At 61.8% G+C, this 19,513-nt stretch carries 23 protein-coding genes and 3 tRNA genes; 15 read left to right on the top strand and 11 right to left on the bottom strand.

The window, feature by feature from the left end; genetic code table 11:
* Positions 1–68: 68 nt before the first annotated feature.
* Positions 69–842, bottom strand: coding sequence for an NAD kinase (locus FJ443_RS26060; RefSeq protein ID WP_140493621.1), 774 nt, complete (start codon positions 840–842; stop codon positions 69–71).
* Positions 843–1,161: 319 nt separating this feature from the next.
* Between FJ443_RS26060 and FJ443_RS31320 the strand changes: the two genes are divergently transcribed.
* Positions 1,162–1,326, top strand: a complete 165-nt coding sequence (locus FJ443_RS31320) for a hypothetical protein (RefSeq protein WP_181168343.1) — start codon at positions 1,162–1,164, stop codon at positions 1,324–1,326.
* A gap of 18 nt (positions 1,327–1,344) precedes the next feature.
* Here FJ443_RS31320 and FJ443_RS26055 read toward each other — a convergent pair whose 3' ends face one another.
* Genes FJ443_RS26055 through FJ443_RS26035 form a run of 5 tightly spaced genes read right to left on the bottom strand, consistent with a single transcriptional unit; the run spans position 1,345 to position 5,894 of the window.
* Complete coding sequence (locus FJ443_RS26055) at positions 1,345–2,106, bottom strand: MBL fold metallo-hydrolase (protein WP_140493617.1); 762 nt, start codon at positions 2,104–2,106, stop codon at positions 1,345–1,347.
* A gap of 2 nt (positions 2,107–2,108) precedes the next feature.
* Entirely contained in the window at positions 2,109–3,173 is a 1,065-nt protein-coding gene (locus FJ443_RS26050) for an ABC transporter ATP-binding protein (RefSeq protein ID WP_140493613.1), read from the bottom strand.
* Entirely contained in the window at positions 3,170–3,952 is a 783-nt protein-coding gene (locus FJ443_RS26045; protein ID WP_140666306.1) for an ABC transporter permease, read from the bottom strand. The genes FJ443_RS26050 and FJ443_RS26045 overlap by 4 nt, the downstream gene beginning before the upstream one ends.
* 1 nt (position 3,953) lies before the next feature.
* Complete coding sequence (locus FJ443_RS26040; RefSeq protein WP_140517631.1) at positions 3,954–4,793, bottom strand: ABC transporter permease; 840 nt, start codon at positions 4,791–4,793, stop codon at positions 3,954–3,956.
* Between the two features lie 9 nt (positions 4,794–4,802).
* A complete protein-coding gene (locus FJ443_RS26035; protein ID WP_140558699.1) occupies positions 4,803–5,894 on the bottom strand; it encodes a spermidine/putrescine ABC transporter substrate-binding protein in 1,092 nt (363 codons plus the stop codon).
* A gap of 91 nt (positions 5,895–5,985) precedes the next feature.
* Between FJ443_RS26035 and FJ443_RS26030 the strand changes: the two genes are divergently transcribed.
* From FJ443_RS26030 to FJ443_RS26020, 3 genes are all read left to right on the top strand, one after another.
* Positions 5,986–6,600 carry a TetR/AcrR family transcriptional regulator gene (locus FJ443_RS26030; RefSeq protein ID WP_140666304.1) on the top strand — a complete coding sequence of 205 codons (615 nt, stop codon included), beginning with the start codon at positions 5,986–5,988 and terminating at the stop codon, positions 6,598–6,600.
* A gap of 225 nt (positions 6,601–6,825) precedes the next feature.
* On the top strand, positions 6,826–7,173 hold the full coding sequence (locus tag FJ443_RS31315) for a hypothetical protein (protein ID WP_181175140.1): 348 nt from the start codon (positions 6,826–6,828) through the stop codon (positions 7,171–7,173).
* A gap of 51 nt (positions 7,174–7,224) precedes the next feature.
* Entirely contained in the window at positions 7,225–7,794 is a 570-nt protein-coding gene (locus FJ443_RS26020; protein WP_140584185.1) for a DUF2569 family protein, read from the top strand.
* Between the two features lie 644 nt (positions 7,795–8,438).
* On the opposite strand, the gene FJ443_RS26015 is transcribed toward FJ443_RS26020, so the two are convergent.
* Positions 8,439–8,514 (bottom strand) — tRNA-Thr (locus FJ443_RS26015).
* A gap of 158 nt (positions 8,515–8,672) precedes the next feature.
* On the opposite strand from FJ443_RS26015, the gene FJ443_RS26010 reads away from it, so the two are divergent.
* From FJ443_RS26010 to FJ443_RS25995, 4 genes are all read left to right on the top strand, one after another.
* Positions 8,673–8,843 (top strand): hypothetical protein, encoded by a 171-nt coding sequence (locus FJ443_RS26010; protein ID WP_140493589.1) that lies wholly within the window; start codon positions 8,673–8,675, stop codon positions 8,841–8,843.
* A gap of 246 nt (positions 8,844–9,089) precedes the next feature.
* Complete coding sequence (locus FJ443_RS26005; protein WP_140666302.1) at positions 9,090–9,299, top strand: hypothetical protein; 210 nt, start codon at positions 9,090–9,092, stop codon at positions 9,297–9,299.
* A 216-nt stretch (positions 9,300–9,515) separates the two neighbouring features.
* Positions 9,516–9,821: a BA14K family protein gene (locus FJ443_RS26000; protein ID WP_140493582.1), complete on the top strand. Its 306-nt coding sequence runs from the start codon at positions 9,516–9,518 to the stop codon at positions 9,819–9,821.
* 211 nt (positions 9,822–10,032) lie between these two features.
* Complete coding sequence (locus tag FJ443_RS25995; RefSeq protein ID WP_140493579.1) at positions 10,033–10,392, top strand: hypothetical protein; 360 nt, start codon at positions 10,033–10,035, stop codon at positions 10,390–10,392.
* Here the strand turns inward: FJ443_RS25995 and bhcR are convergent, their stop codons facing one another.
* On the bottom strand, positions 10,393–11,214 hold the full coding sequence (gene bhcR / locus FJ443_RS25990; protein ID WP_140666300.1) for an HTH-type transcriptional regulator BhcR: 822 nt from the start codon (positions 11,212–11,214) through the stop codon (positions 10,393–10,395). It lies immediately after the preceding gene.
* Between the two features lie 213 nt (positions 11,215–11,427).
* Here bhcR and gcl point away from each other — a divergent pair, with 213 nt between their 5' ends.
* The 3 genes from gcl (at position 11,428) to FJ443_RS25975 (ending at position 15,137) form a co-directional block, all read left to right on the top strand.
* On the top strand, positions 11,428–13,209 hold the full coding sequence (gcl, locus tag FJ443_RS25985) for a glyoxylate carboligase (protein WP_140666298.1): 1,782 nt from the start codon (positions 11,428–11,430) through the stop codon (positions 13,207–13,209).
* 21 nt (positions 13,210–13,230) lie between these two features.
* Positions 13,231–14,028 carry a hydroxypyruvate isomerase gene (gene hyi, locus FJ443_RS25980; protein ID WP_140666296.1) on the top strand — a complete coding sequence of 266 codons (798 nt, stop codon included), beginning with the start codon at positions 13,231–13,233 and terminating at the stop codon, positions 14,026–14,028.
* A 221-nt stretch (positions 14,029–14,249) separates the two neighbouring features.
* Positions 14,250–15,137, top strand: coding sequence for a 2-hydroxy-3-oxopropionate reductase (locus FJ443_RS25975; protein ID WP_140666294.1), 888 nt, complete (start codon positions 14,250–14,252; stop codon positions 15,135–15,137).
* Positions 15,138–15,191: 54 nt separating this feature from the next.
* On the opposite strand, the gene FJ443_RS25970 is transcribed toward FJ443_RS25975, so the two are convergent.
* Positions 15,192–16,037, bottom strand: a complete 846-nt coding sequence (locus tag FJ443_RS25970; protein ID WP_140666292.1) for an RNA methyltransferase — start codon at positions 16,035–16,037, stop codon at positions 15,192–15,194.
* A 197-nt stretch (positions 16,038–16,234) separates the two neighbouring features.
* Here FJ443_RS25970 and FJ443_RS25965 point away from each other — a divergent pair.
* Positions 16,235–16,319 (top strand) — tRNA-Tyr (locus tag FJ443_RS25965).
* Between the two features lie 90 nt (positions 16,320–16,409).
* Positions 16,410–16,483: transfer RNA gene (locus tag FJ443_RS25960), tRNA-Gly, on the top strand.
* An 83-nt stretch (positions 16,484–16,566) separates the two neighbouring features.
* On the opposite strand, the gene FJ443_RS25955 is transcribed toward FJ443_RS25960, so the two are convergent.
* Complete coding sequence (locus FJ443_RS25955; protein WP_140493557.1) at positions 16,567–17,025, bottom strand: YidB family protein; 459 nt, start codon at positions 17,023–17,025, stop codon at positions 16,567–16,569.
* Between the two features lie 129 nt (positions 17,026–17,154).
* Here FJ443_RS25955 and FJ443_RS25950 point away from each other — a divergent pair, with 129 nt between their 5' ends.
* A complete protein-coding gene (locus tag FJ443_RS25950) occupies positions 17,155–17,412 on the top strand; it encodes a GlsB/YeaQ/YmgE family stress response membrane protein (protein ID WP_140493554.1) in 258 nt (85 codons plus the stop codon).
* A 231-nt stretch (positions 17,413–17,643) separates the two neighbouring features.
* Here the strand turns inward: FJ443_RS25950 and FJ443_RS25945 are convergent, their stop codons facing one another.
* Positions 17,644–18,531: a DMT family transporter gene (locus tag FJ443_RS25945; RefSeq protein WP_140666290.1), complete on the bottom strand. Its 888-nt coding sequence runs from the start codon at positions 18,529–18,531 to the stop codon at positions 17,644–17,646.
* 293 nt (positions 18,532–18,824) lie between these two features.
* Between FJ443_RS25945 and FJ443_RS25940 the strand changes: the two genes are divergently transcribed.
* Positions 18,825–19,513 (top strand): GTP-binding protein (locus tag FJ443_RS25940; RefSeq protein ID WP_140666288.1); only part of this gene is annotated, 689 nt, incomplete at its 3' end.

The raw sequence follows: 19,513 nt of genomic DNA, 5'->3' as shown, positions 1-19,513 counted from the left end.
TGTGAAGTCGTAACCTTAATTACTATGTCTGATCCGGCCGCTTATCCGCGCGCCGGCTCAATATCGGCTCAATAACGGAACTGTTCCGCCAGTATGCGTTCGTTCCAGGAGTGATTGGGATCGAACAGCAAAGTTGCGGTCGCCGTCGCAGATTCCCGCACCGTCACGGAAGCTACGGCCTTGACCTCCGTATGGTCGGCGGCGGCGTTCACCGGCCGCTTTTCCGCCTCTAGTATGTCGAAGCGCACGGTTGCTTTGTTGGAAAGCAAAGCGCCGCGCCAGCGGCGGGGGCGAAACGGGCTGACGGGGGTAAGCGCCAGCAGCGGCGCGTCGAGCGGCAGGATGGGCCCATGCGCCGAAAGGTTGTAGGCGGTGGAGCCGGCCGGCGTGGCGATCATCACGCCGTCGCAATTCAGTTCCTCGAGCCGTACCTGGTCATCTATGGTGATGCGGATCTTGGCCGTCTGATAGGACTGGCGCCATAACGCCACTTCGTTGATGGCCAGCGCCGAGACGGTTTCGCCATCCGAGGTAACGGCCTGCATCTCCAGCGGACGGATCGTTTCGGCGACCGCGGCCGCGATGCGCTCGGCGAGACCTCCGGAACGGTATTCGTTCATCAGGAAGCCGATGGTGCCACGGTTCATGCCGTAGACCTTTTTGCCGGTTCCCATCGTATCGCGCAAAGTTTGCAGCAGGAAACCGTCGCCGCCCAGGGCCACGACGACATCGGCTTCCGCGACCGAATGCTGGCCATAGCGCGCCGACAGGCTTTCCAGCGCCGCTTTGGCGTCAGGCGTGCCGGACGAGACGAAGGCGATGCTGTTGGCGGCTTTGCTCATGGCTCCCCGACGGTGACCGGTTGGCGGCTGGGCCGGGGTAGCATGGGCGGGCCTGTGTGCAAAGAGAGCCCGCAGACGTGCGGTTCGAACCGGCAGTCGCGAATCATATCAGGGAACGAGCCAATGTGATGGTTAAGGCCGGGCTTAAACTCTCGTAAAGCCCCATGGATCATGTTAGCCGGCATGGGTGGCGTGGGGGCGCCCACAGCGATCTTATGCCTTTCAGGATACGAAAGACGCTGTGGCACTTTTGATCGTGCGTGAATCCTTCGAGAGTCGAGCCCGATTCCGGGGACACGCGCCAGCCGGGACCAACATATTGCTGGTAACACGCCTGATCATCATCTCCGTCGTGCTGGGAAGCTTCGCGCTTGTCTTCGCCGAACTGGTGCGCCACTCGGAAGAAACAAGCCTCAGGCCCTTGCCCACTGCCTCGCGCTGCGGCGACGCCGCCGGTATGCCTTGTCCGCAAAGGGCGCTGTAGATCAAAACAAGCTGATTGCTAGGAGCGTGGTTGCAGATGGCAGCCGGCCTGGCGTTTCTGTGCCAGATACTCGTCGATCAGCTGCCGATAGCGCACCTTGCCGAAACTCGGGAAATGGCCGCCATGCACGACCGAGACGTCGAGGTCGCGCATGGCAAGCAGCGTCTGCAAATAATCATCGATATCGGAATGGTAGACGTCGTCGATCAGCGGGCCGTCATAGATGATGTCGCCGGAAAGCAGGATGCGGGTCTTCTTCTCGTACAGAGCGATACCGCCTGGCGAATGGCCGGGCGTGTGGATCACCTCGAAGGCGCGATCGCCGAGGTCGACGATATCGCCATGTTCGAGCAGGCGGTCCGCCGGGGCGGGCATGATGCGATAGCGCGCCGTATCCCAACCTTGTGGCTGGCGATCGAACATCTCTTCATTGGCGTAGCGGTCAGCCACCGTCCATTCGTTGCGCGGATCGGTCAGAATCTCCGCCTCGGCGCGGTGCACGCAGCGGTCGGGAAATTCATGGTGGCAGCCTATATGATCGAAATGCGTGTGGCTGGCGACGCAGGTGAGCTTGCGCTCGCTGACCAGCGGCACATGGCGCCTGAGGCTGAAATGGCCAAGCCCGGTATCGAACAGCAGGTCGCGGTCGCGACCGCGCACATGCCACATATTACAGCGGAAGAACGGTTTGATCCATGGCTCGTGGATCAGCGTGACACCGTCGCCCATGCGGATGGTTTCGTACCAGTCAGGTGCGTCGACGACCGCAAGCATGCCCATGTTCAATCCGTCAGCAGGATGATCTTGTCTGTATCGCAGGAAACCGAGACCGTGTCGCCCGGCTGCACGACGGACGTCGCGGGCAGTTTGGCGATGAATTGCAGCGTGGCGTCTTCAGTGGAGACCGCGAGCACGCGCTTGAAGCTGCCCTGGAAAACGACATCGCTGACCTGCGCCTTGCCCAGCTTTGTGGCGCCTGAGGTCGCGCCCAGGGCAAGGTGCTCCGGCCGGATGGCCAAGGCAACCGCCGATCCCACCGGCAACGCTCCGGACGCCGAGACCGGCCCGACCTGTGTCGCGACAGTGCTTGTCCTGTCCATCATCTCCGCCACCGTTCCGCGAAGAATGGTGCTCTCGCCCATGAAGGTCGCCGAAAAGCGTGTCTTTGGGCGCGCATAGACGCGTTCGGGCGGCCCTTCGTCCTCGATGCGGCCGTCACTCATCACCACGCAGTGGTCGGCCAGCGCCATCGCTTCTTCCTGGTCGTGGGTGACATGGATGAAGGCGGTGCCGACGCGCTTTTGGATCGCTTTCAATTCGTCCTGCATCTGCCGGCGCAGTTTGAGGTCGAGCGCGCCGAGCGGCTCGTCGAGCAGCAGCACGGCGGGCTCGATCACCAGTGCGCGCGCCAGCGCTACGCGCTGCCGCTGGCCGCCGGAGAGCTGGTGCGGCTTCTTGTCGAAGGCGGCATCCAGCCCGACTAGCGCCAGCGTCTCACGCGCCCGCGCGGCGCGTGTCGCGCCATCGACGCCTTGCATGCGCAGGCCAAAACCGACATTGCCGCCGACGCTCATATGCGGAAACAGCGCATAATCCTGGAACACCGTCGTTGTCGGGCGCTTTGCCGGCGGAACGGCGGTGCAGTCCTCGCCTCGGATGAACACCTTGCCTTCGCTCGGTGTGACGAAGCCGCCCAAAATCGACAAAAGCGTCGTCTTGCCGGAGCCCGACGGTCCGAGCAGGATGGTGTAGCTACCGGGCTCGATCCGCAGCGATACGTCTTTCAGCACCGCCAGCTGGCCGAAACGGTGCGAGACCCCGCGGATGTCGACCAGGGGCGCGCTCATGCCGGCTTCCTCCGCAGCAATGTCAATTCGAACAGCACCACCAGCACGATGGAAACGGCGAACACCAGCGAGCCGACTGCGTTGGTCTTGGGGTTGAGGCCAGAGCGCAGCAGATTCCAGATTTCGACCGGCAGCGTGGTTTCGAAGCGTGTCAGCAGGAAGGAGATCACGAATTCGTCCCAGGAAAAGGTCATCGACAGGAAGAAGCTGGCGAAGATGGCCGGCGCCATGACAGGCACAGTAATCAAGAGCAGCACTTTCCATTCCGGCGCGCCGAGATCGCGCGCGGCGCGCTCGATGTTGATCTGGTGGTCGCCCATCTGGCTGTAGACGATGGCGAAGCAGAGCGGCAGGTTGATCACGACATGGCCGATGCCGGCGGCCATCAGCGATTTCGGCACGCCGGCCCAGTTGAACAGCACCAGCAGCCCCATGCCGATGATGAGATAGCTGACGGTAAGCGGTAGCGTGATCAACCCTCGCAGCAGGGCCGAACCCGGCAGCACGAAACGCGCGAACGCCCAGGCGCTGAGGAAGCCGAGCGTGACGGCCGCGAGCGACGAAAGCACGGCCACCAGCAGCGAGTTCACCAGCGCCGAGGTCAGCCGCGCATCGGACAGGACGGCCTGGTACCAGCGCAGCGACGGGCCGGTGAAGGGCGGGATGGGAAAGGAGGTTGCCTGCAGCGAGAACAGCACGAGCACGACCACCGGCAGGAAAATGAAGCCATAGATGGCGATCGCGTAGAGACAGGAAGCGGTTCGGACGATCCGGCGCATCTCAGGCCCGCTCGATCTTCAGCCAGCGGGCGCAGGCGAGATAGGCGATGGTCACGACCGCCATCAGGATGATCGAGAGCGCCGAGGCCAGCGGAAAGTCGCCGCGCCGGCCGATCTGCATCATCACCAGCTGCGGCATGACCAGCTCGTTGTTGCCGCCCAGAATCTGCGGCGTGATGTAATCGCCGATGCACAGCACGAAGGTCAGGAAGGCGCCGACCATGATGCCGGGCAAGGTCAGCGGCAGGATGACGTGCAGGAAGGTGCGCACCGGCCCGGCGCCGAGATCAGCGGCGGCCTTGCGGTAGCTCGGACTGAGCTGCTTCAAATTGGCGAAGATCGTCAGCGTCAAAAGCATGACGAAGAAATGCACGAAGCCGGTCACGGTGGCGAAGCGCGTATTGGCGAGCTGCAGCGGTTCGCTGGTCAAGCCGATGCCGGTCAGCGTCCGGTTGATGACGCCGTTCTGCGCCAGCACCAGAAGCCAGGAATAGGAGCGCACGACATAGGACGTCCAGAACGGCAGCACGGCCAGCATCAGCGCCAGCCGCTGCCAGCGTTCCGGCACCTGTTCGGCCAGGATCCAGGCGAAAGGATAGGCGAGCAGCACCGAGACCACGGTTACGATTGCCGTCACCTCCAGCGAATTCACCATCGCTTGCCAATAGGCAGGATTGGTGAAGAACTGGCTGTAATTGGCTGATGTGAAGCCGCCGCCCTCATGCGACGTCAGGCTGGAAAGCCCCATGGCGATGAAAGGCAACACGAAGAACAGCAAGGTCCAGCCGAGCGCCGGCGTAACCAGCGCCCAGGGCAGGGCCTTGTTCGCGGTGCTGCTCACGACGGCCGTCTACTGCGCCTGCAGCATCTCGGTCCACATGTCCTGCATCTTCTTGTCGAGATCGGCATTCGGCGCCGGATAGGCCTGGGCGCGGGCAAGGAATTCGGGCTGCTCGTCGAAGCGCAGGATCTTCTTCTGGTCGTCGGTGAGTGCCGCCTTGCTGTTCGCCGGCATGCCCCAATAGCAGGAGGATGTGGCAAGACGGGCCTGGCCTTCCGGGCTCATGATGTACTGGATGAATTTCAGCGCCACGTCCTTGTTCTTGGAGTCCTTGAACATGGCGAGCGACTGCGACCACAGCACCGCTCCCTCCTTGGGGATCGAGAAGTCCAGCGCCGGGTTCTCCTTGGCCAGGCCCGCCGTCACCCATTCGCCGCCGCCGACCAGAATATCGACTTCACCGGTGGCGAGCGCTGTCTGGCTGGCGGTCACCTCGCCGACCAGCTTGGCGTTGGCCTTCATCTTGAGCAGTTCGGCCTTGAGGGCGGGAAGATCGGCCTCGGTGAGTTCAGCCGTTTTCTTGCCGATGGCGAGTGCCGCCATGCCGATGACCGGCAGGTAATAATCGTAGATGGCGACCTTGCCCTTGTACTTGTCGCTTGTCAGCGACGCCAAGGATTGCATATCGGCCGGGTCGACCTTGGTCTTGTTGAAGCCGATCGTGTTGTAGCCGAACTTTTCGGTGATGCCGTAGCGCTTGCCGCCGACCACGGTAGAGTTGTCCATCTTCACCTGCGGAAAGAGGTCGCCCAACGGCAGCTTGTCCTCCGGCAGCGGCTCGAACAGGCCTTTTTCCACGCCGCGCGGCACGTCGATGCTGTCGATCACCATCACGTCCCAGTCGCCGGGTTGCGACTGTTCGACGATGGCGAGCCCCGCGCCGGTGCCCTCGAATTCCTTGACGTTGACCTTGACGTTGTTGGCCTCTTCGAAGGGCTGCAGCAGCGCCGGGTCGGCATGATCGCACCAGATCAGGGCGTTGAGATCGGCGGCCTGGCTGGCGCCGGCTGCTGAGAGCACCAGCGCCGTGGCGCCGCAAGCGGCGCCCAGATGTCTCTTCAGGATTGAAAGCGGATTGTTGGCTGCGGATCGTGCGGACATCGAGTGTTCTCCCTTGCCTTTGTGGCTTCTTGCAAAAAGTTGAACCAATTCTAAAATTGAGTCAATTCTGTTTTTGTGGCAGACAGCCGGTATGAGTGGATTGAGGGCAAGGCAAAAGGCCGACCGGCACCGCCGCATCATCGAGGCGGCGGCCGAGCTTTTCCGCGAGGCCGGCTATGAAGGCGCCAAGATCGAGGTGATCGCGGCCCAGGCCGAAGTGTCGATCGGGACGATCTACAATTACTATCAGAATAAGGGCGACATCCTCGGCGCCATCGTCTCCATGGAGGTCAACGAGGTGCTCAATGCCGGGCGAGGCGTGGTGGACAGCCCACCGGCCAATGTCGGCGATGCGCTGGACACGCTGATCGGCATCTATGTCGAGCACTCCTTGCACTATCTCAGCAAGGAGATGTGGCGCCAGGCGATGGCGATCTCGACGCAACTGCCCGACAGCCCGTTCGGCCAGGCCTACACGGCGCTCGACCGCGCTCTGACGCAACAGATCCGCGCCCTGATCGCAAGGCTGCAGGAGATCGGCCTGGTGCGGCGCGACATCGACGGGCAGGCGGTGGGTGAGCTGGTCTTCAACAACATGAACATGATGTTCATCGAGTTCGTGAAGCGCGACGAGGCAAGGATAGCGGAACTGCGCGCGGCGATCCGACGGCAGAACCGGATCCTGGTGGCGGCGATCGGGGTGTGAGGATGGAAGCGACCGCAGCATGAAACCAGCTTCCGCTGCCAGTGTGACTGACGATGAGTGCCAACGGCGGCGCCCGTCTACACCGCAGGGCTCCCGTGCACGGTATGGCCTAGCGGCTTGACGTTGCGGGGGATTGACAGCGTAGCCGCTGGACCTAGCGATCCCTTCGAAGCATCGACCGAAGGGAAAGTAGACGCGCGGCCGCAGTGGCGCAGGTAAAAATCAGTGATCGGTCGGATCGATCTTCGTCAGGCGCTCTCGCGCTTCGGTCACGCGCCGCTGCGCGGACCTTATCCTGCTGCAGAGCGCGAGATTGATGCCGACGCCACAGTCTCCGTCCAGCATTTCTTCCGCTCGTTTGAGGGCGAGTTCCGCTCGGCCAATTCGCTGCCTGGCTCTGGCCAGTTCTATGTCCAAGAGTTCGATCATTGTTCCGCTACAGAGTTTGCGGTCCCTTCGATCGTTAACCGTCTCCGGCCGGGTTTGGTTCCGGGTTGGGGCTCGAGACTCAGGACAGCAGGAGAAAGTCGCCGCTTCGGCACCGACCTCATTGCACGCGAAGTCGCCTCTTGAGTTGAATTTGAAATCTGATACAACTTATAGGCGTGCGAAGGGGAGAGGTTAATGGGGACGTTTTCAATCTGGCATTGGGCGATCGTACTGCTGATCATCGGCGTGCCTGTTTTCTTTGCGGTTCGCTCAGCCGTGAAGCCGTCACAGGGCCCGGCGGCTCTTGTAGGATTCGGTGGCTGGCTTATGCTGCTTGCGATCGGTCAGGTTTTGTCGCCGCTGCGCACGCTCGCCGACTTGGCCAATTCGGCCGAGGGTTACCGGCAACTCATGCCCCTGCCAAATGGACTGGTTGCGGTTTATAGCGAGGTTGCCCTCAATCTGGCATTTCTGGCGCTTCAACTGGTTGTGCTCATTTCGATGCTGCGGCGAAGCCGACGCTTTCCACAATTGTTTCTGGTTCAGTGGATTGCGATACCGGTTGTGTTCGTCCTGGACACGATCTTGATCTCATCAACTCTAGGCGTCCCGGTGAGCCAGATCCTTGCTGGAGATGCGCTGATGACACCCATTCTGTCGTTCGTTTTCACCGGAGCCTGGGTCGCCTACGTCCACAAGTCTGTCAGGGTGAAGAACACGTTCGGCGGCGAAGTGGCAGCCGGCCAGGTCGCGACGGCCTCCTAGCGAGAGTCCGCCAGGCTCTCTTCCCATGAGCAGTCCTCTTTCGTCGAAGGCTTCGGAGGACTCCTCAGTCTAGTGGGCGCTGGTTGGCCTACCATCCGGGCGGGCCGCGCGCCGGTTGCGCTGGGCTAAATCGCCTGCAGCGCCGCGCCCGAACTTATCCGCAGTGCAGTATGTTTTCGCCAGATCAAGGGTTGGGTAATTTCGTTTGCCTATGATCACCTGGCAAGCAGGATGGATCGCAAGGCACATCATGGCCAGTTTGGATGTATGCCATCGGATCAGGATGAGGCTGCTAATCGGTATGCCTCTCGTTGTTGGTGGCGTACTTCTTCGGCACTACAGTTTTCACGCCTTCGAGCTTGTCATATTCGGGTTCTCGATTGCTCTGACCCTTTTCTCGATCTGGCTTGTCTATGTCAGCTGGCCCGGCCGAGAGCAAAGGCTGAAAGATAAGACCAGCGCCGCCTATGCGCGGCCGATCATGGCCTCATTCCTTCTCATTGTGTCTCTCTACGGCAACTATATCGTTCTGCCTGTCGTGACCGGGTAAGAAAATTGTCCCGGAAGGGGAAACTTACAAGGGCCATACTGGACTCAAGGGAGCTCTAAGGTGGCCTGCCACCCGAAGCTCGAAGAGCGAAGGGTGGTGCCCCCGGCAGGAATCGAACCCGCGACCTTCGGTTTACAAAACCGCTGCTCTACCAACTGAGCTACAAGGGCATGCGGCACCGGTTAGCCATATTTGCGGCGCCAGTAAAGACAAATGTCGGTTTTGAGGCGCTCATGAACGCTGCCGGGCAACAGGCACGGCATCCTGAAAACGGCCAATTCGCTTCCTATATCTACGGCAGGTGCAATCGCTTGGGCGAGGCTGCCGCATGATCAGATTTGTCATCATCCTGCCGATCGTCGTCATAGCCTGGATGCTTCTGGTGAAGCTTATCAGGAGCGTCAAGAACGCCAATATCGACTGGACCGGCGTCACCACCATCATCGGCTTCATCGCGCTCGCCTTCTGGCTGCGCCATGTCACGGGCATGGGGTGGTGAATAGTAGTCAGTAGTCAGTAGTCAGTAGTCAGTAGTCAGTAGTCAGTAGTCAGTAGTCAGTAGTCAGTAGTCAGTAGTCAGCCTGCCGCTCATAGCCTGCTACTCACTACTCACTACTCACGATTCATCCCGTCTCCGGCCTTGCCGAAAAAAATCTCCTCCCCCTTTCGAACCTTTTCCCGCGCCGCGCCGACTGATGGTCAGAGGCGAATGGGTCGCCTCGATCAAAAGATCCAGGAGATCATCATGTTCAAGCGCACTCTCGTCTCAGGCCTCGTTGCCATCTTCGTCGCCACCGGCGCGCTCGTCGGCACCGTCGGCACGTCATCAGCCCACGCCATGCACAGCCATCATCACCACCACCACAATCATCACAAGAAGCACTTCAAGAAGTTCTGGTGGAAGCACCACAACCATCATCACCACAAGCACGGCAGGGTGATCATCTTCCTTTGATGGAGGGACCCAATTCTCCCGAGAGGGCGGCTTCGGCCGCCTTTTTGTTGGGCGAAGCGGCGCGGTCATCAATCTCTCGCCAAGCTCTTGCAGGTCGCCGTCAGCGCGACCTCCTCGGTTCACGCCCAAAAAAGATTCGAACCTTTTTCTTGTGCCGAACGACAGAAGATCAAGAGGCGGATGGGTCGCCTCTCCAAACGAAGCAAGGAGATCATCATGTTCAAGCGCGCACTCGTTTCCAGCCTCATCGCCACCACCGTCGCCGCCACCGCTCTAGTCGGCACCGTTCAGCCCTCGGCGGCTCATTCGCATCACCACCACCATGGCCTCGGCATCGGCATCGCCGCCGGGGTCGGGGGTTTTGTCCTGGGCAGCCTGCTTGCCCAGCCCCGCGCTGTCTATGTGGATGAGGACGGCGGCTCGTGGCACGTCCGCCGCTGCTTCGATCGCTATTCGAGCTACGATCCGGACTCCGACACCTACATCGGTTACGACGGCTATCGCCATTACTGCCGTCTCTGAGAGGAGGGAGCACCGTTCAGCACCAGAAGAGGGGCTCAGGCGAGCCTCTTTTCTATTGCTTGGACAGCGGCACGCCTGTTGGATAGCCGACTTTCAACGAGATGCCTGAAAGTCCTCGGTTTTGTCGATGCGATCGGCAATGTACAGGCATTTCCCGAAGGCCTAATCTGCTTTGGCGATGATCTGCGGGCGATACGGGGGAGGGTGATCCTTGGACGAGCAGGACCCGAAAGAGGAACAGGTCGAGATTATTTTCCGCAACGGCACGGTCACGGCCGTCGGCATCCTGCTGGCGTTTTCGCTGGGATTCATCACGCATTGGGCCGCAAATCCGATCCCATGGCAGACCTATCATCTCGTCGCCGTGCTGCCGATCCTGGCCGGCATCGCCTTGCAGATGCGGGCACTGTCGCTTCTGCTCGACACAAAGTGCCTGCGGCTGAGCGCCTATGAACGCGCCAACCGCATCTTCATCACCGGCCTCGTCTTCACCGCCTGCGGTGTCGGCATGGCGATCCTGCTCGATTTCTTCGATCTTGCGAGCAGAAGCGCGTTGCCCGGAGCAGGTTGATCATCCGGTTTGCACGCCGCCGATCATCTTGGTCACCTCGGCCGCGGCGCTGTGCACCAGCGGGCCGATCTCGGCCAGCCGTTCAGGCGTCACCCGAACCGTCGGGCCCGACACCGAGACTCCGCCGATCGGCTCGCCGAATTCGTTGAAGATGGCTGATGCCACGCAGCGCATGCCTGGATGCCGTTCCTCGTCATCGACCGACCAGCCGCGCAGCTTGATCGTCGCGAGATCATGCGCGAGGGCAGGGATGTCGGACAGCGTCCTGTCGGTGAAGCGCTGCAGGCCGGCGTTGCGCAGGATGGCTCCGACGCGCTCCGGCTCGAGATGGGCCAGCACCGCCTTGCCGATGCCGGAGGCATGAAAAGGGCTGCGCGTCCCCGGTCGGAAGAAGGCGCGGATTGCCTGGTGCGTCTCGACCTGGCTGACGAACACCACGCAGTCGTCCTCGGCGACGCCGAGATTGGCGGTCTCGCCGGTTTTCTCCATCAGCTCCTGCATCACGATGCGCGCGCGGTCGACCAGCTTGCGGCGGCGCAGGAACGCCGCGCCCATCCGGTAGGTCTCGACGCCGATCGACCAAAGCTGGTCCGAACTGTCGAACTCGACCATGCCGTGGTTTTCGAGCGTCGTCAGCATGCGGTAAGCGGTAGAGGCAGCCAGGCCGCTCTGCGCGGATATCTCGCTCAGCGACAGGCCGCTGCCTTCGGCAACGATGGCCAGGATGCGCAAGGCCCGGTCCAACGACTGCACCGAAGCCGCTTCCGAAGGACCGTTGAAGGCGCGCGGCCGGCCGCGCTGGCGTTTTTCAGCGGTTTCCATTTACGCCATCATGCCCGATTTTCCCGAACGGACAATGAAAAAGTTTTTCACTCTTCTGCATTGCCATTTTTTGGAAAACAAAAAGAGAAAGGAAATCAAATGACAACGGCAGTTTCTTAGAAATGAAAAAATATTCTGAAAAAATTGAAAAATAGCGGGCTTGCTGACATTCTCGGTTATCCAACAATCACAACCCTGTGGAGGGTCGGAACAATGGCCAGGATGCGCGCTGTCGATGCTGCGGTTCTCGTTCTCGAAAAGGAAGGCATCGCCTGCGCCTTCGGCGTGCCGGGCGCGGCGATCAATCCGCTCTACTCGGCCCTGAAGGCGAGGGGCACGATCCGCCATGTGCTGGCCCGTCATGTCGAGGGCGCGTCGCACATGGCCGAAGGTTTTACCAGGGCCAAGGCAGGCAATATCGGGCTCTGCATCGGCACGTCAGGCCCGGCCGGCACCGACATGATCACCGGGCTCTATTCGGCATCAGCCGATTCCATCCCGATCCTCTGCATCACCGGCCAGGCGCCGCGGGCGCGGCTGAACAAGGAGGATTTCCAGGCCGTCGACATCGCCGCCATCGCGTCGCCCGTCGCCAAATGGGCGGTCACGGTCATGGAGCCTTATCTCGTGCCGATGGCGCTTCAGAAGGCATTCCACCTGATGAGGTCTTCGCGCCCGGGACCGGTGCTGATCGACCTGCCGGTCGACGTCCAATTGGCCGAGATCGAGTTCGACATCGACGCCTATGAGCCGCTGGCGCCGTTCAAGCCGGCGATGACGCGCCTCCAGGCCGAGAAGGCGCTGGCGATGCTCAACGCCGCCGAAAAGCCGCTGATCGTCGCCGGCGGCGGCGTCATCAATGCCGATGCGTCGGACCTGTTGATCGAGTTCGCCGAAATCACGGGCGTGCCGGTCATCCCGACCCTGATGGGCTGGGGCGCGATCCCCGACGACCACCGACTGATGGCCGGCATGTGTGGGCTGCAGACATCGCACCGCTACGGCAACGCGACGATGCTCGAGGCCGACTTCGTGTTCGGCATCGGCAACCGCTGGGCAAACCGCCACACCGGTTCGGTCGATGTCTACACCAAGGGAAAAAAGTTCATCCATGTCGACATCGAGCCGACGCAGATTGGCCGTGTGTTCGCACCCGATCTCGGCGTCGTCTCGGATGCAGGGGCCGCGCTGAAGATGCTGCTGGACATCGCCACCGAGTGGAAAACGGCCGGAAGACTGCGCGACTGGTCGGGCTGGGCGAAGGAATGCCAGGACCGCAAGAAGACCATGAAGCGCAAGACGCATTTCGACCAGGTGCCGCTGAAGCCGCAGCGGGTCTATGAGGAGATGAACAAGGCGTTCGGGCGCGACGTCACCTATGTCACCACGATCGGCCTGTCGCAGATCGCCGGCGCGCAATTCCTGCATGTCTACAAGCCGCGCAACTGGATCAATTGCGGCCAGGCCGGCCCGCTCGGCTGGACACTGCCGGCAGCCCTTGGCGTGCGCGCCGCCGATCCCGACCGCACCATCGTGGCGCTGTCGGGCGACTATGACTTCCAGTTCATGATCGAGGAACTGGCGGTCGGCGCGCAACACAGGCTGCCCTACATCCACGTCGTCGTGAACAATGCCTATCTCGGCCTGATCCGCCAGGCGCAGCGCGGCTTCTCGATGGACTACGAGGTTAGCCTTGCTTTCGAGAATATCAACCGATCGGACGATCCCGAGGCCGGCTACGGCGTCGACCACGTCGCTGTTGCCGAGGCGATGGGCTGCAAGGCGGTCAGGGTGCGCAAACCGGAAGAATTCGCCGGTGCCTTCAAGGAGGCGCAGCGGCTGATGAAGGAGCATCAGGTTCCCGTAGTGCTCGAATTCATCCTCGAACGCATCACCAACATCTCGATGGGCACCGAGATCGACAAGATCACCGAATTCGAAGACCTTGCCGAACATCAAGAGGATGCCCCGACAGCGATCGTCATGCTCGACTAGGACGGAAGAAGGACAAAAAGAATGCCGCGTTTTTCAGCCAATCTTTCGATGCTCTTTGGCGAGCATGACTTCCTCGAACGTTTTGACGCAGCTGCCCGCGCGGGCTTCAAAGGCGTTGAATATATAGGCCCCTACGACCATGCGCCCGAGGTGGTGGCCGCGCGGCTGAAGAAGAACGGTCTGACGCAGGTGCTGTTCAACCTGCCGGCCGGCGACTGGGGCAAGGGCGAGCGCGGTATCGCAGTGCTGCCGGACCGAGTGCCGGAATTCCGCCAGGGCATCGCCAAGGCGATCACCTACGCGCAGGCGCTCGGCTGCTCACAGGTCAATTGCCTGGCCGGCATCGCGCCCGCCGGTGTCGACCGCAAGGTGCTCGAGGATGTCTTTGCCGAGAACCTCGCCTTCGCGGCGGAGAAACTGCAGCAGGCCGGTATCAAATTGCTGATCGAGCCGATCAACACGCGCGACATTCCAGGCTTCTTCCTCAATTATTCCGACCAGGCGCTGGCGCTGATCGACCGCGTCGGCTCGAAGAACCTGTTCCTGCAATACGACATCTACCACATGCAGATCATGGAGGGGGATCTCACCCGTACCATCGAGGCAAACCTCGGCCGCATCGCGCATATCCAGCTTGCGGACAATCCCGGCCGTCACGAGCCGGGGACGGGCGAGATCAACTATCCCTTCCTCTACGAGCATATCGACCGCATTGGTTATTCCGGCTGGGTCGGCGCGGAATACAAGCCGAAGGCCGGAACTGAGCAAGGGTTGGGGTGGTTCCGGGAACTGGCCGGGCAGGGAAGCGCGGCGGCTTAGCTGTCGAAATCGAACTCGCGTTCCTTCACGCCCTCCTCTGGTTTGTCGGCCATCCCCCCCCAAGGGCGGAGGTTGGATGTCACCGGCGGCTTCGCTAAATTTTGAACCGGGAAAGTTGGGGCCAGCGCCGAAACTGCCAATCTCCCCACCTGTGGGGGAGATGGCCGGCAGGCCAGAGGGGGGCGTGAAGGAACGCAACCTCAACAAGACGGAGAACCACAATGGAAACCATCGGCTTCATCGGCCTTGGCATCATGGGCGCGCCGATGGCGGGACATTTGCTGGACGCCGGCTACACGGTGATCGCCAGCGACCACCGCTCCAGGCCACAGGCCGAACTGGTGGCCAAGGGACTGAAAACTGTCACCGGCCATGCCGCCGTGGCGAAGGCCGCCGATATCATCATCACCATGGTGCCCGACACACCGCAGGTGGCCGAGGTGCTGTTCGGCGACAACGGCGTCGCATCAGGTCTTTCCAAAGGCAAATTGGCCATCGACATGAGCTCGATCTCACCGATCGAGACCAAGGTCTTCGCCAAAAAAATCAACGAACTGGGCTGCGACTATCTCGATGCGCCGGTCTCGGGCGGCGAGGTGGGAGCCAAGGCCGCATCGCTCACCATCATGGTCGGCGGCGAGGAGAGGGCGTTCGAGCGCGCCAGGCCCGTTTTCGAGAAGATGGGCAAGAACATCACCCTGGTCGGACCGAACGGCGTCGGCCAGACCAGCAAGGTCGCCAACCAGATCGTCGTCGCGCTGACCATTGAAGCCGTCGCCGAAGCGCTTGTTTTTGCTTCAAAAGCCGGCGCCGACCCCGCCAAGGTCAGGCAGGCGCTGATGGGCGGGTTGGCCGCCTCGCGCATCCTCGAAGTGCATGGCGAACGCATGGTCAGGCGCACCTTCGCGCCGGGTTTCCGCATCGAACTGCACCAGAAGGATCTCAACCTCGCCCTGGAAGGCGCAAGGGCGCTCGGCGTCTCCCTGCCCAACACGTCGACCACCCAGCAACTGTTCAATTCCTGCACGGCCAATGGCGGCGCCAGGGAGGATCACTCGGCCCTGGTCAGGGCGCTGGAGCGGATGGCCGGGCATGAGGTAGGGCAGTAGGGCAGTGGGAGCCGCCCGTTCCGGCCGATTTGGAAACCCTACTGCCGTACTGCCCTACTGCCTCAAGAATTTCCGTGCCGCATAAAGGCTTACCGCCGCCGCGTTCGACACGTTGAGCGAGCGGATCGCGCCGGGCATGTCGAGGCGGGCCAGTGTCGTCACCGTCTCGCGCGTCTTCTGGCGCAAGCCCTTGCCTTCCGCGCCCAGCACCAGGGCAAGCTTGTCGCCGGCAAAGCTCGTTTCGAGTTCGGCCGGGCCGTCCGAATCGAGACCGATTGTCTGGAAGCCGGTCTCATGCAGTTGCGCGAGCGCGTCGGCCAGGTTCTTGACCTCGATCTGGTCGATATGTTCGAGCGCGCCGGAGGCTGATTTCGCCAGCACGCCCGATTCCTGCGGGCTGTGGCGCGCCGTGGTGATCAGCGCGCCGGCATCGAAGGCGACCGCCGAGCGCAGGATGGCGCCGACATTGTGCGGATCGGTGATCTGGTCGAGCACCAGCACCAGCTTTGTGTCGCCAAGAGCGTCGAGGGGCTTGGGCTTCAGCGGCTCGGCCTCGATCAGCACGCCTTGATGCACGGCATCCGAACCCGTGATCTTGTCGATGTCCCTGGGTTCGACCAGCTCCGCCTTGAAGGGCAGGGCCGCGAAGTCGGCCAGTCCCAGCCGCTCGGCGGCATTGCGCGTCACCAGCATTTTCCGGATCTTGCGGCGCGGATTGTCGAGTGCCGCGCGCACCGTATGCAGGCCATAGAGCCGCACCAGCCCGTCGGCTGCGTTCTCGCCCGGCGGCATGGGCTGGCGCGGCCGGAATGCCGGCGCGCCGCCGCTCTTTTCGTCGCGGTGTGCACGACGCAGCTTGGCGTAGTGGGTGTCTTTCGGGGTGCCGGTCTTGTTGCTCATGGCCGGCTTCTATAGCGGTCTCCGGCGGCCAGGGATATGGCCCGTCGCCGCAGCCGGCGAACAACATCGAAAAACCCTTGCCACGCGGTTGACACCCACTGGCCTTGCCGCCATAAGGCGCTTCGCTGATTTCGGAGAAGTGATACTCGGGTCCGGATCGGCAAGAATGCCTCGTTGCATGGCTCCGGCGGCAGACTGGAGAGGTGCCCGAGTGGTTAAAGGGGACGGACTGTAAATCCGTTGGCTTAGCCTACGTTGGTTCGAATCCAACCCTCTCCACCACTGCCGGCCCGGAAGCCCTGAAACGTGAAAGCGTCGGAGGCGAAAAGCGCATGGCGCTTTTCCGTGGAATCCGGTACTTCAGTGCACGGCGCGGGTATAGCTCAGTGGTAGAGCAGCAGCCTTCCAAGCTGAATATGCGGGTTCGATTCCCGCTACCCGCTCCAGATCTCCAACCCACGCCATCGGCAAGCTGAAACACTGCGCGGCCAGGTCGCGCAGCGCTCCAGAGGATGGCTGTCCGCTCGCTTCAGCTGTTGAAGGCCGACGCGACCTGGTGTTGCTGCGGCACCTGGCCGTTCGGCGTCAGCTTGTCGACGATGCCAGGCAAGGCCGTGCTCAATTGCTTGAGCAGTTCCTGCTCGTCGAGTCCCGTCCGTTGCGCGATCTCGCGGATGACCTGCGGTCCGATCGCGTTGCCCAGGTCGTTGGCGTTGATCGGCTGGTTCTGGCCGGTGCCGACCCAGGAATCAGCGACGTTGCCGTGGCCGGAGTTCTTCAATTTGTCGAGCAGGCCGCCCAGTCCGCCAAGCAGGCCGCCATCGCCGGCCGTGGTTTCACTGGGCTCGGCCGGTACGGGAGCTTGGGGTTGCTCCGGCTGTTCGGCACTCCTGCCGCTCAGCATCTTTCCGACCAGCAGCGCGCCGAGCGCGATCATCAGGGGTTTGGTGATGTTGCCGCCCGGAACGGCATTGTCAAACAGTCCCATCGTGGATCTCCTTGTCAACCAAGCCCGTCCCATCGTCACAATGACGCAATCGGGCGGAATTTCAAGCTGGCTTGAGCTTTTGACAATCATATGAAAATGATGGACGCGGCAGGGGATTGGAGAGGAAAAATGTCAATCATCAGCTGGATTATTCTGGGAGTCATCGCCGGCTTTCTTGGCAGCAAGATCGTCAACAAGAGCGGCCAGGGCATGATCATGGATATCGTGCTCGGCATTGTCGGCGCCATTGTCGGCGGCCTGATCTTCAGCGCTTTCGGCGCGTCGGGCGTGACCGGTCTCAACATCTACAGCCTGATCGTCGCGGTGGTGGGCGCCGTGGTCGTGTTGTGGGCTTACCACCAGTTCGCCGGCAAGCGGACTATTTAGCACCAGTCCCATTCCGAAGGTTCGGGATGGGATTTTATCCGTTCGCTTGTCCATGACCTTTCCCGAAACCGGATCCCGCCTTTCGGGTCATGCGCCGTCGTCTGTCCATCATCGGCGGTGTTTGCCACCGCGGAGCGCCGTCTGGCGCGTCCTATCTGACCCTCTTGAGGATCTCGCGGGCAGCGTGTTGAGCTTTGCGGCGAGCGATGATCGGCCGCAACTGGAGCCGACTTAGGCCACGACAGTCAGCCGGCGCCTGCGCTGGTCGAGCGAGACGATGGCCAGTCCGCTGCCGACAACCAGAAGGATGCCGCAGATCGCCAGCGCGTTCGGGAATTGTCCGAACACCAGCAGGCCCGAAATCATCGCCCAGACGGTGAAGCAGTAGTAGAACGGCGCCACCGCGCTGGTCGGCCCGACGCGATAGGCCATGAAGATGAAGAAATGGCCGAAGATCAGGAAAAACCCGGCTCCGGCCATGAGCAGCAAATGATGTGCTCCGGGCATGATCCAGCGCTCTGAAACCAGGTGTGCCGCACCGGCGCCGATCAGCACCACGACGACGGCGGAGATCGCCACGATCATTCCCGGCACCTCGGCCGGAACCCGCCTGCCGGTGAGATCGCGCGCGGCCGACAATGCCGCATTGCCGAGCGCCAGCAGGGCATAGACCGAGATGCCCTGAATTGTCGGTTGCGCCACCATCAGCGCGCCGATGAAGCCGAGGCCGATCAGCGCCATGCGCTGGCCGCCGATGCGCTCGCCGAACAGGATAGAGGAGCCGACCAGCATCAACAGCGGCGTGACCTGTCCGAGCGCGGTGGAATCGGCAATCTGCATGTTGGCGAGCGCCACGACGTAACAAAGGATGGCGGCCAGTTCGAGCAGGTTGCGGTGCAGCACGCGCTTGTCGAAGATCAGCGGGATCTGTTTGCCATAACCAAGCGCAAACAGCAGCGGAAAGCCCCAGAGCGCTGCCGCCGCGCCGCGCAGGAACAGCACTTCATAGGACGGCAGGCCCGCCGTAGCGAGCTTCATCATCGTATCGTTGACGAGATACGACCCGGTCGAGACGATCATGAACAGGGGGCCGCGAACGGCTGTCGGGATGAAATGCATCGGTGCAGGAAATCAGAGCGGGAACACCGCCGCAATGGGCCATGAAGCGCCGACAAATCCGACAGCGACCGACGAGCGGGGCGCGGGAGGCCGGCGCGATTGCGCAGGGGTTTAGGCCATTCCATTTCACGCGACACGTTCCTATATCAGCGCCATATCCCCGCAATCGGATCACGGGTTCGGGCCGAGTGAGAAGGCGCCCGGGCAAAAGACGCTTGTGTTTTTTGGCCTTTGTCGCTAATCGCCCCGCATTCGACTGAACTGAAGGTCCAGGCCGTCCAAGGAAAGAGACTATGGCAAAAGGTAAATTCGAGCGCACCAAGCCGCATGTGAACATCGGCACGATTGGCCACGTTGATCATGGCAAGACGTCTTTGACGGCAGCGATCACCAAGTATTTTGGCGAATACAAGCGCTATGACCAGATTGACGCGGCGCCGGAAGAGAAGGCGCGCGGCATCACGATTTCGACGGCTCACGTTGAGTACGAGACGGAGAACCGCCACTACGCCCATGTCGACTGCCCCGGCCACGCCGACTATGTGAAGAACATGATCACCGGTGCCGCGCAGATGGACGGCGCGATCCTGGTTGTGTCGGCCGCCGACGGCCCGATGCCGCAGACCCGCGAGCACATCCTTTTGGCTCGCCAGGTCGGCGTGCCGTCGATCGTGGTGTTTTTGAACAAGGTCGACCAGGTCGACGATGCCGAGCTGCTTGAGCTGGTCGAGCTCGAGGTTCGCGAATTGCTGACCAAGAACGAGTTCCCCGGCGACGACATTCCGATCGTCAAGGGTTCGGCGCTGGCGGCGCTGGAAGATTCGGACAAGAAGATCGGCGAGGACGCGATCCGCGAGCTGATGGCTCAGGTCGACGCCTACATCCCGACGCCTGTTCGTCCGCTGGACAAGCCGTTCCTGATGCCGATCGAGGACGTGTTCTCGATCTCGGGCCGCGGCACGGTCGTGACCGGTCGCGTCGA

The sequence above is a fragment of the Mesorhizobium sp. B2-6-1 genome (genome assembly GCF_006440475.1).
In the GTDB taxonomy this organism is placed as follows: domain Bacteria; phylum Pseudomonadota; class Alphaproteobacteria; order Rhizobiales; family Rhizobiaceae; genus Mesorhizobium.
This window is presented reverse-complemented; position numbering and strand designations above follow the sequence as displayed.

What these genes read in the sequence shown, in the direction of transcription:
- FJ443_RS26010 (WP_140493589.1), top strand. Translation starts at nt 8,673, where the DNA reads ATGATCAGATTTGTCATCATCCTGCCGATCGTCGTCATAGCCTGGATG.
- FJ443_RS25950 (WP_140493554.1), top strand. Translation starts at nt 17,155, where the DNA reads ATGTCAATCATCAGCTGGATTATTCTGGGAGTCATCGCCGGCTTTCTT.
- FJ443_RS26020 (WP_140584185.1), top strand. Translation starts at nt 7,225, where the DNA reads ATGGGGACGTTTTCAATCTGGCATTGGGCGATCGTACTGCTGATCATC.
- FJ443_RS26030 (WP_140666304.1), top strand. Translation starts at nt 5,986, where the DNA reads ATGAGTGGATTGAGGGCAAGGCAAAAGGCCGACCGGCACCGCCGCATC.
- FJ443_RS25945 (WP_140666290.1), bottom strand. Translation starts at nt 18,531, where the DNA reads ATGCATTTCATCCCGACAGCCGTTCGCGGCCCCCTGTTCATGATCGTC.
- FJ443_RS26055 (WP_140493617.1), bottom strand. Translation starts at nt 2,106, where the DNA reads ATGGGCATGCTTGCGGTCGTCGACGCACCTGACTGGTACGAAACCATC.
- FJ443_RS26045 (WP_140666306.1), bottom strand. Translation starts at nt 3,952, where the DNA reads ATGCGCCGGATCGTCCGAACCGCTTCCTGTCTCTACGCGATCGCCATC.
- FJ443_RS26000 (WP_140493582.1), top strand. Translation starts at nt 9,516, where the DNA reads ATGTTCAAGCGCGCACTCGTTTCCAGCCTCATCGCCACCACCGTCGCC.
- hyi (WP_140666296.1), top strand. Translation starts at nt 13,231, where the DNA reads ATGCCGCGTTTTTCAGCCAATCTTTCGATGCTCTTTGGCGAGCATGAC.
- bhcR (WP_140666300.1), bottom strand. Translation starts at nt 11,214, where the DNA reads ATGGAAACCGCTGAAAAACGCCAGCGCGGCCGGCCGCGCGCCTTCAAC.
- FJ443_RS26060 (WP_140493621.1), bottom strand. Translation starts at nt 842, where the DNA reads ATGAGCAAAGCCGCCAACAGCATCGCCTTCGTCTCGTCCGGCACGCCT.
- FJ443_RS26050 (WP_140493613.1), bottom strand. Translation starts at nt 3,173, where the DNA reads ATGAGCGCGCCCCTGGTCGACATCCGCGGGGTCTCGCACCGTTTCGGC.
- FJ443_RS26005 (WP_140666302.1), top strand. Translation starts at nt 9,090, where the DNA reads ATGTTCAAGCGCACTCTCGTCTCAGGCCTCGTTGCCATCTTCGTCGCC.
- FJ443_RS25955 (WP_140493557.1), bottom strand. Translation starts at nt 17,025, where the DNA reads ATGGGACTGTTTGACAATGCCGTTCCGGGCGGCAACATCACCAAACCC.
- gcl (WP_140666298.1), top strand. Translation starts at nt 11,428, where the DNA reads ATGGCCAGGATGCGCGCTGTCGATGCTGCGGTTCTCGTTCTCGAAAAG.
- FJ443_RS25975 (WP_140666294.1), top strand. Translation starts at nt 14,250, where the DNA reads ATGGAAACCATCGGCTTCATCGGCCTTGGCATCATGGGCGCGCCGATG.
- FJ443_RS26035 (WP_140558699.1), bottom strand. Translation starts at nt 5,894, where the DNA reads ATGTCCGCACGATCCGCAGCCAACAATCCGCTTTCAATCCTGAAGAGA.
- FJ443_RS25970 (WP_140666292.1), bottom strand. Translation starts at nt 16,037, where the DNA reads ATGAGCAACAAGACCGGCACCCCGAAAGACACCCACTACGCCAAGCTG.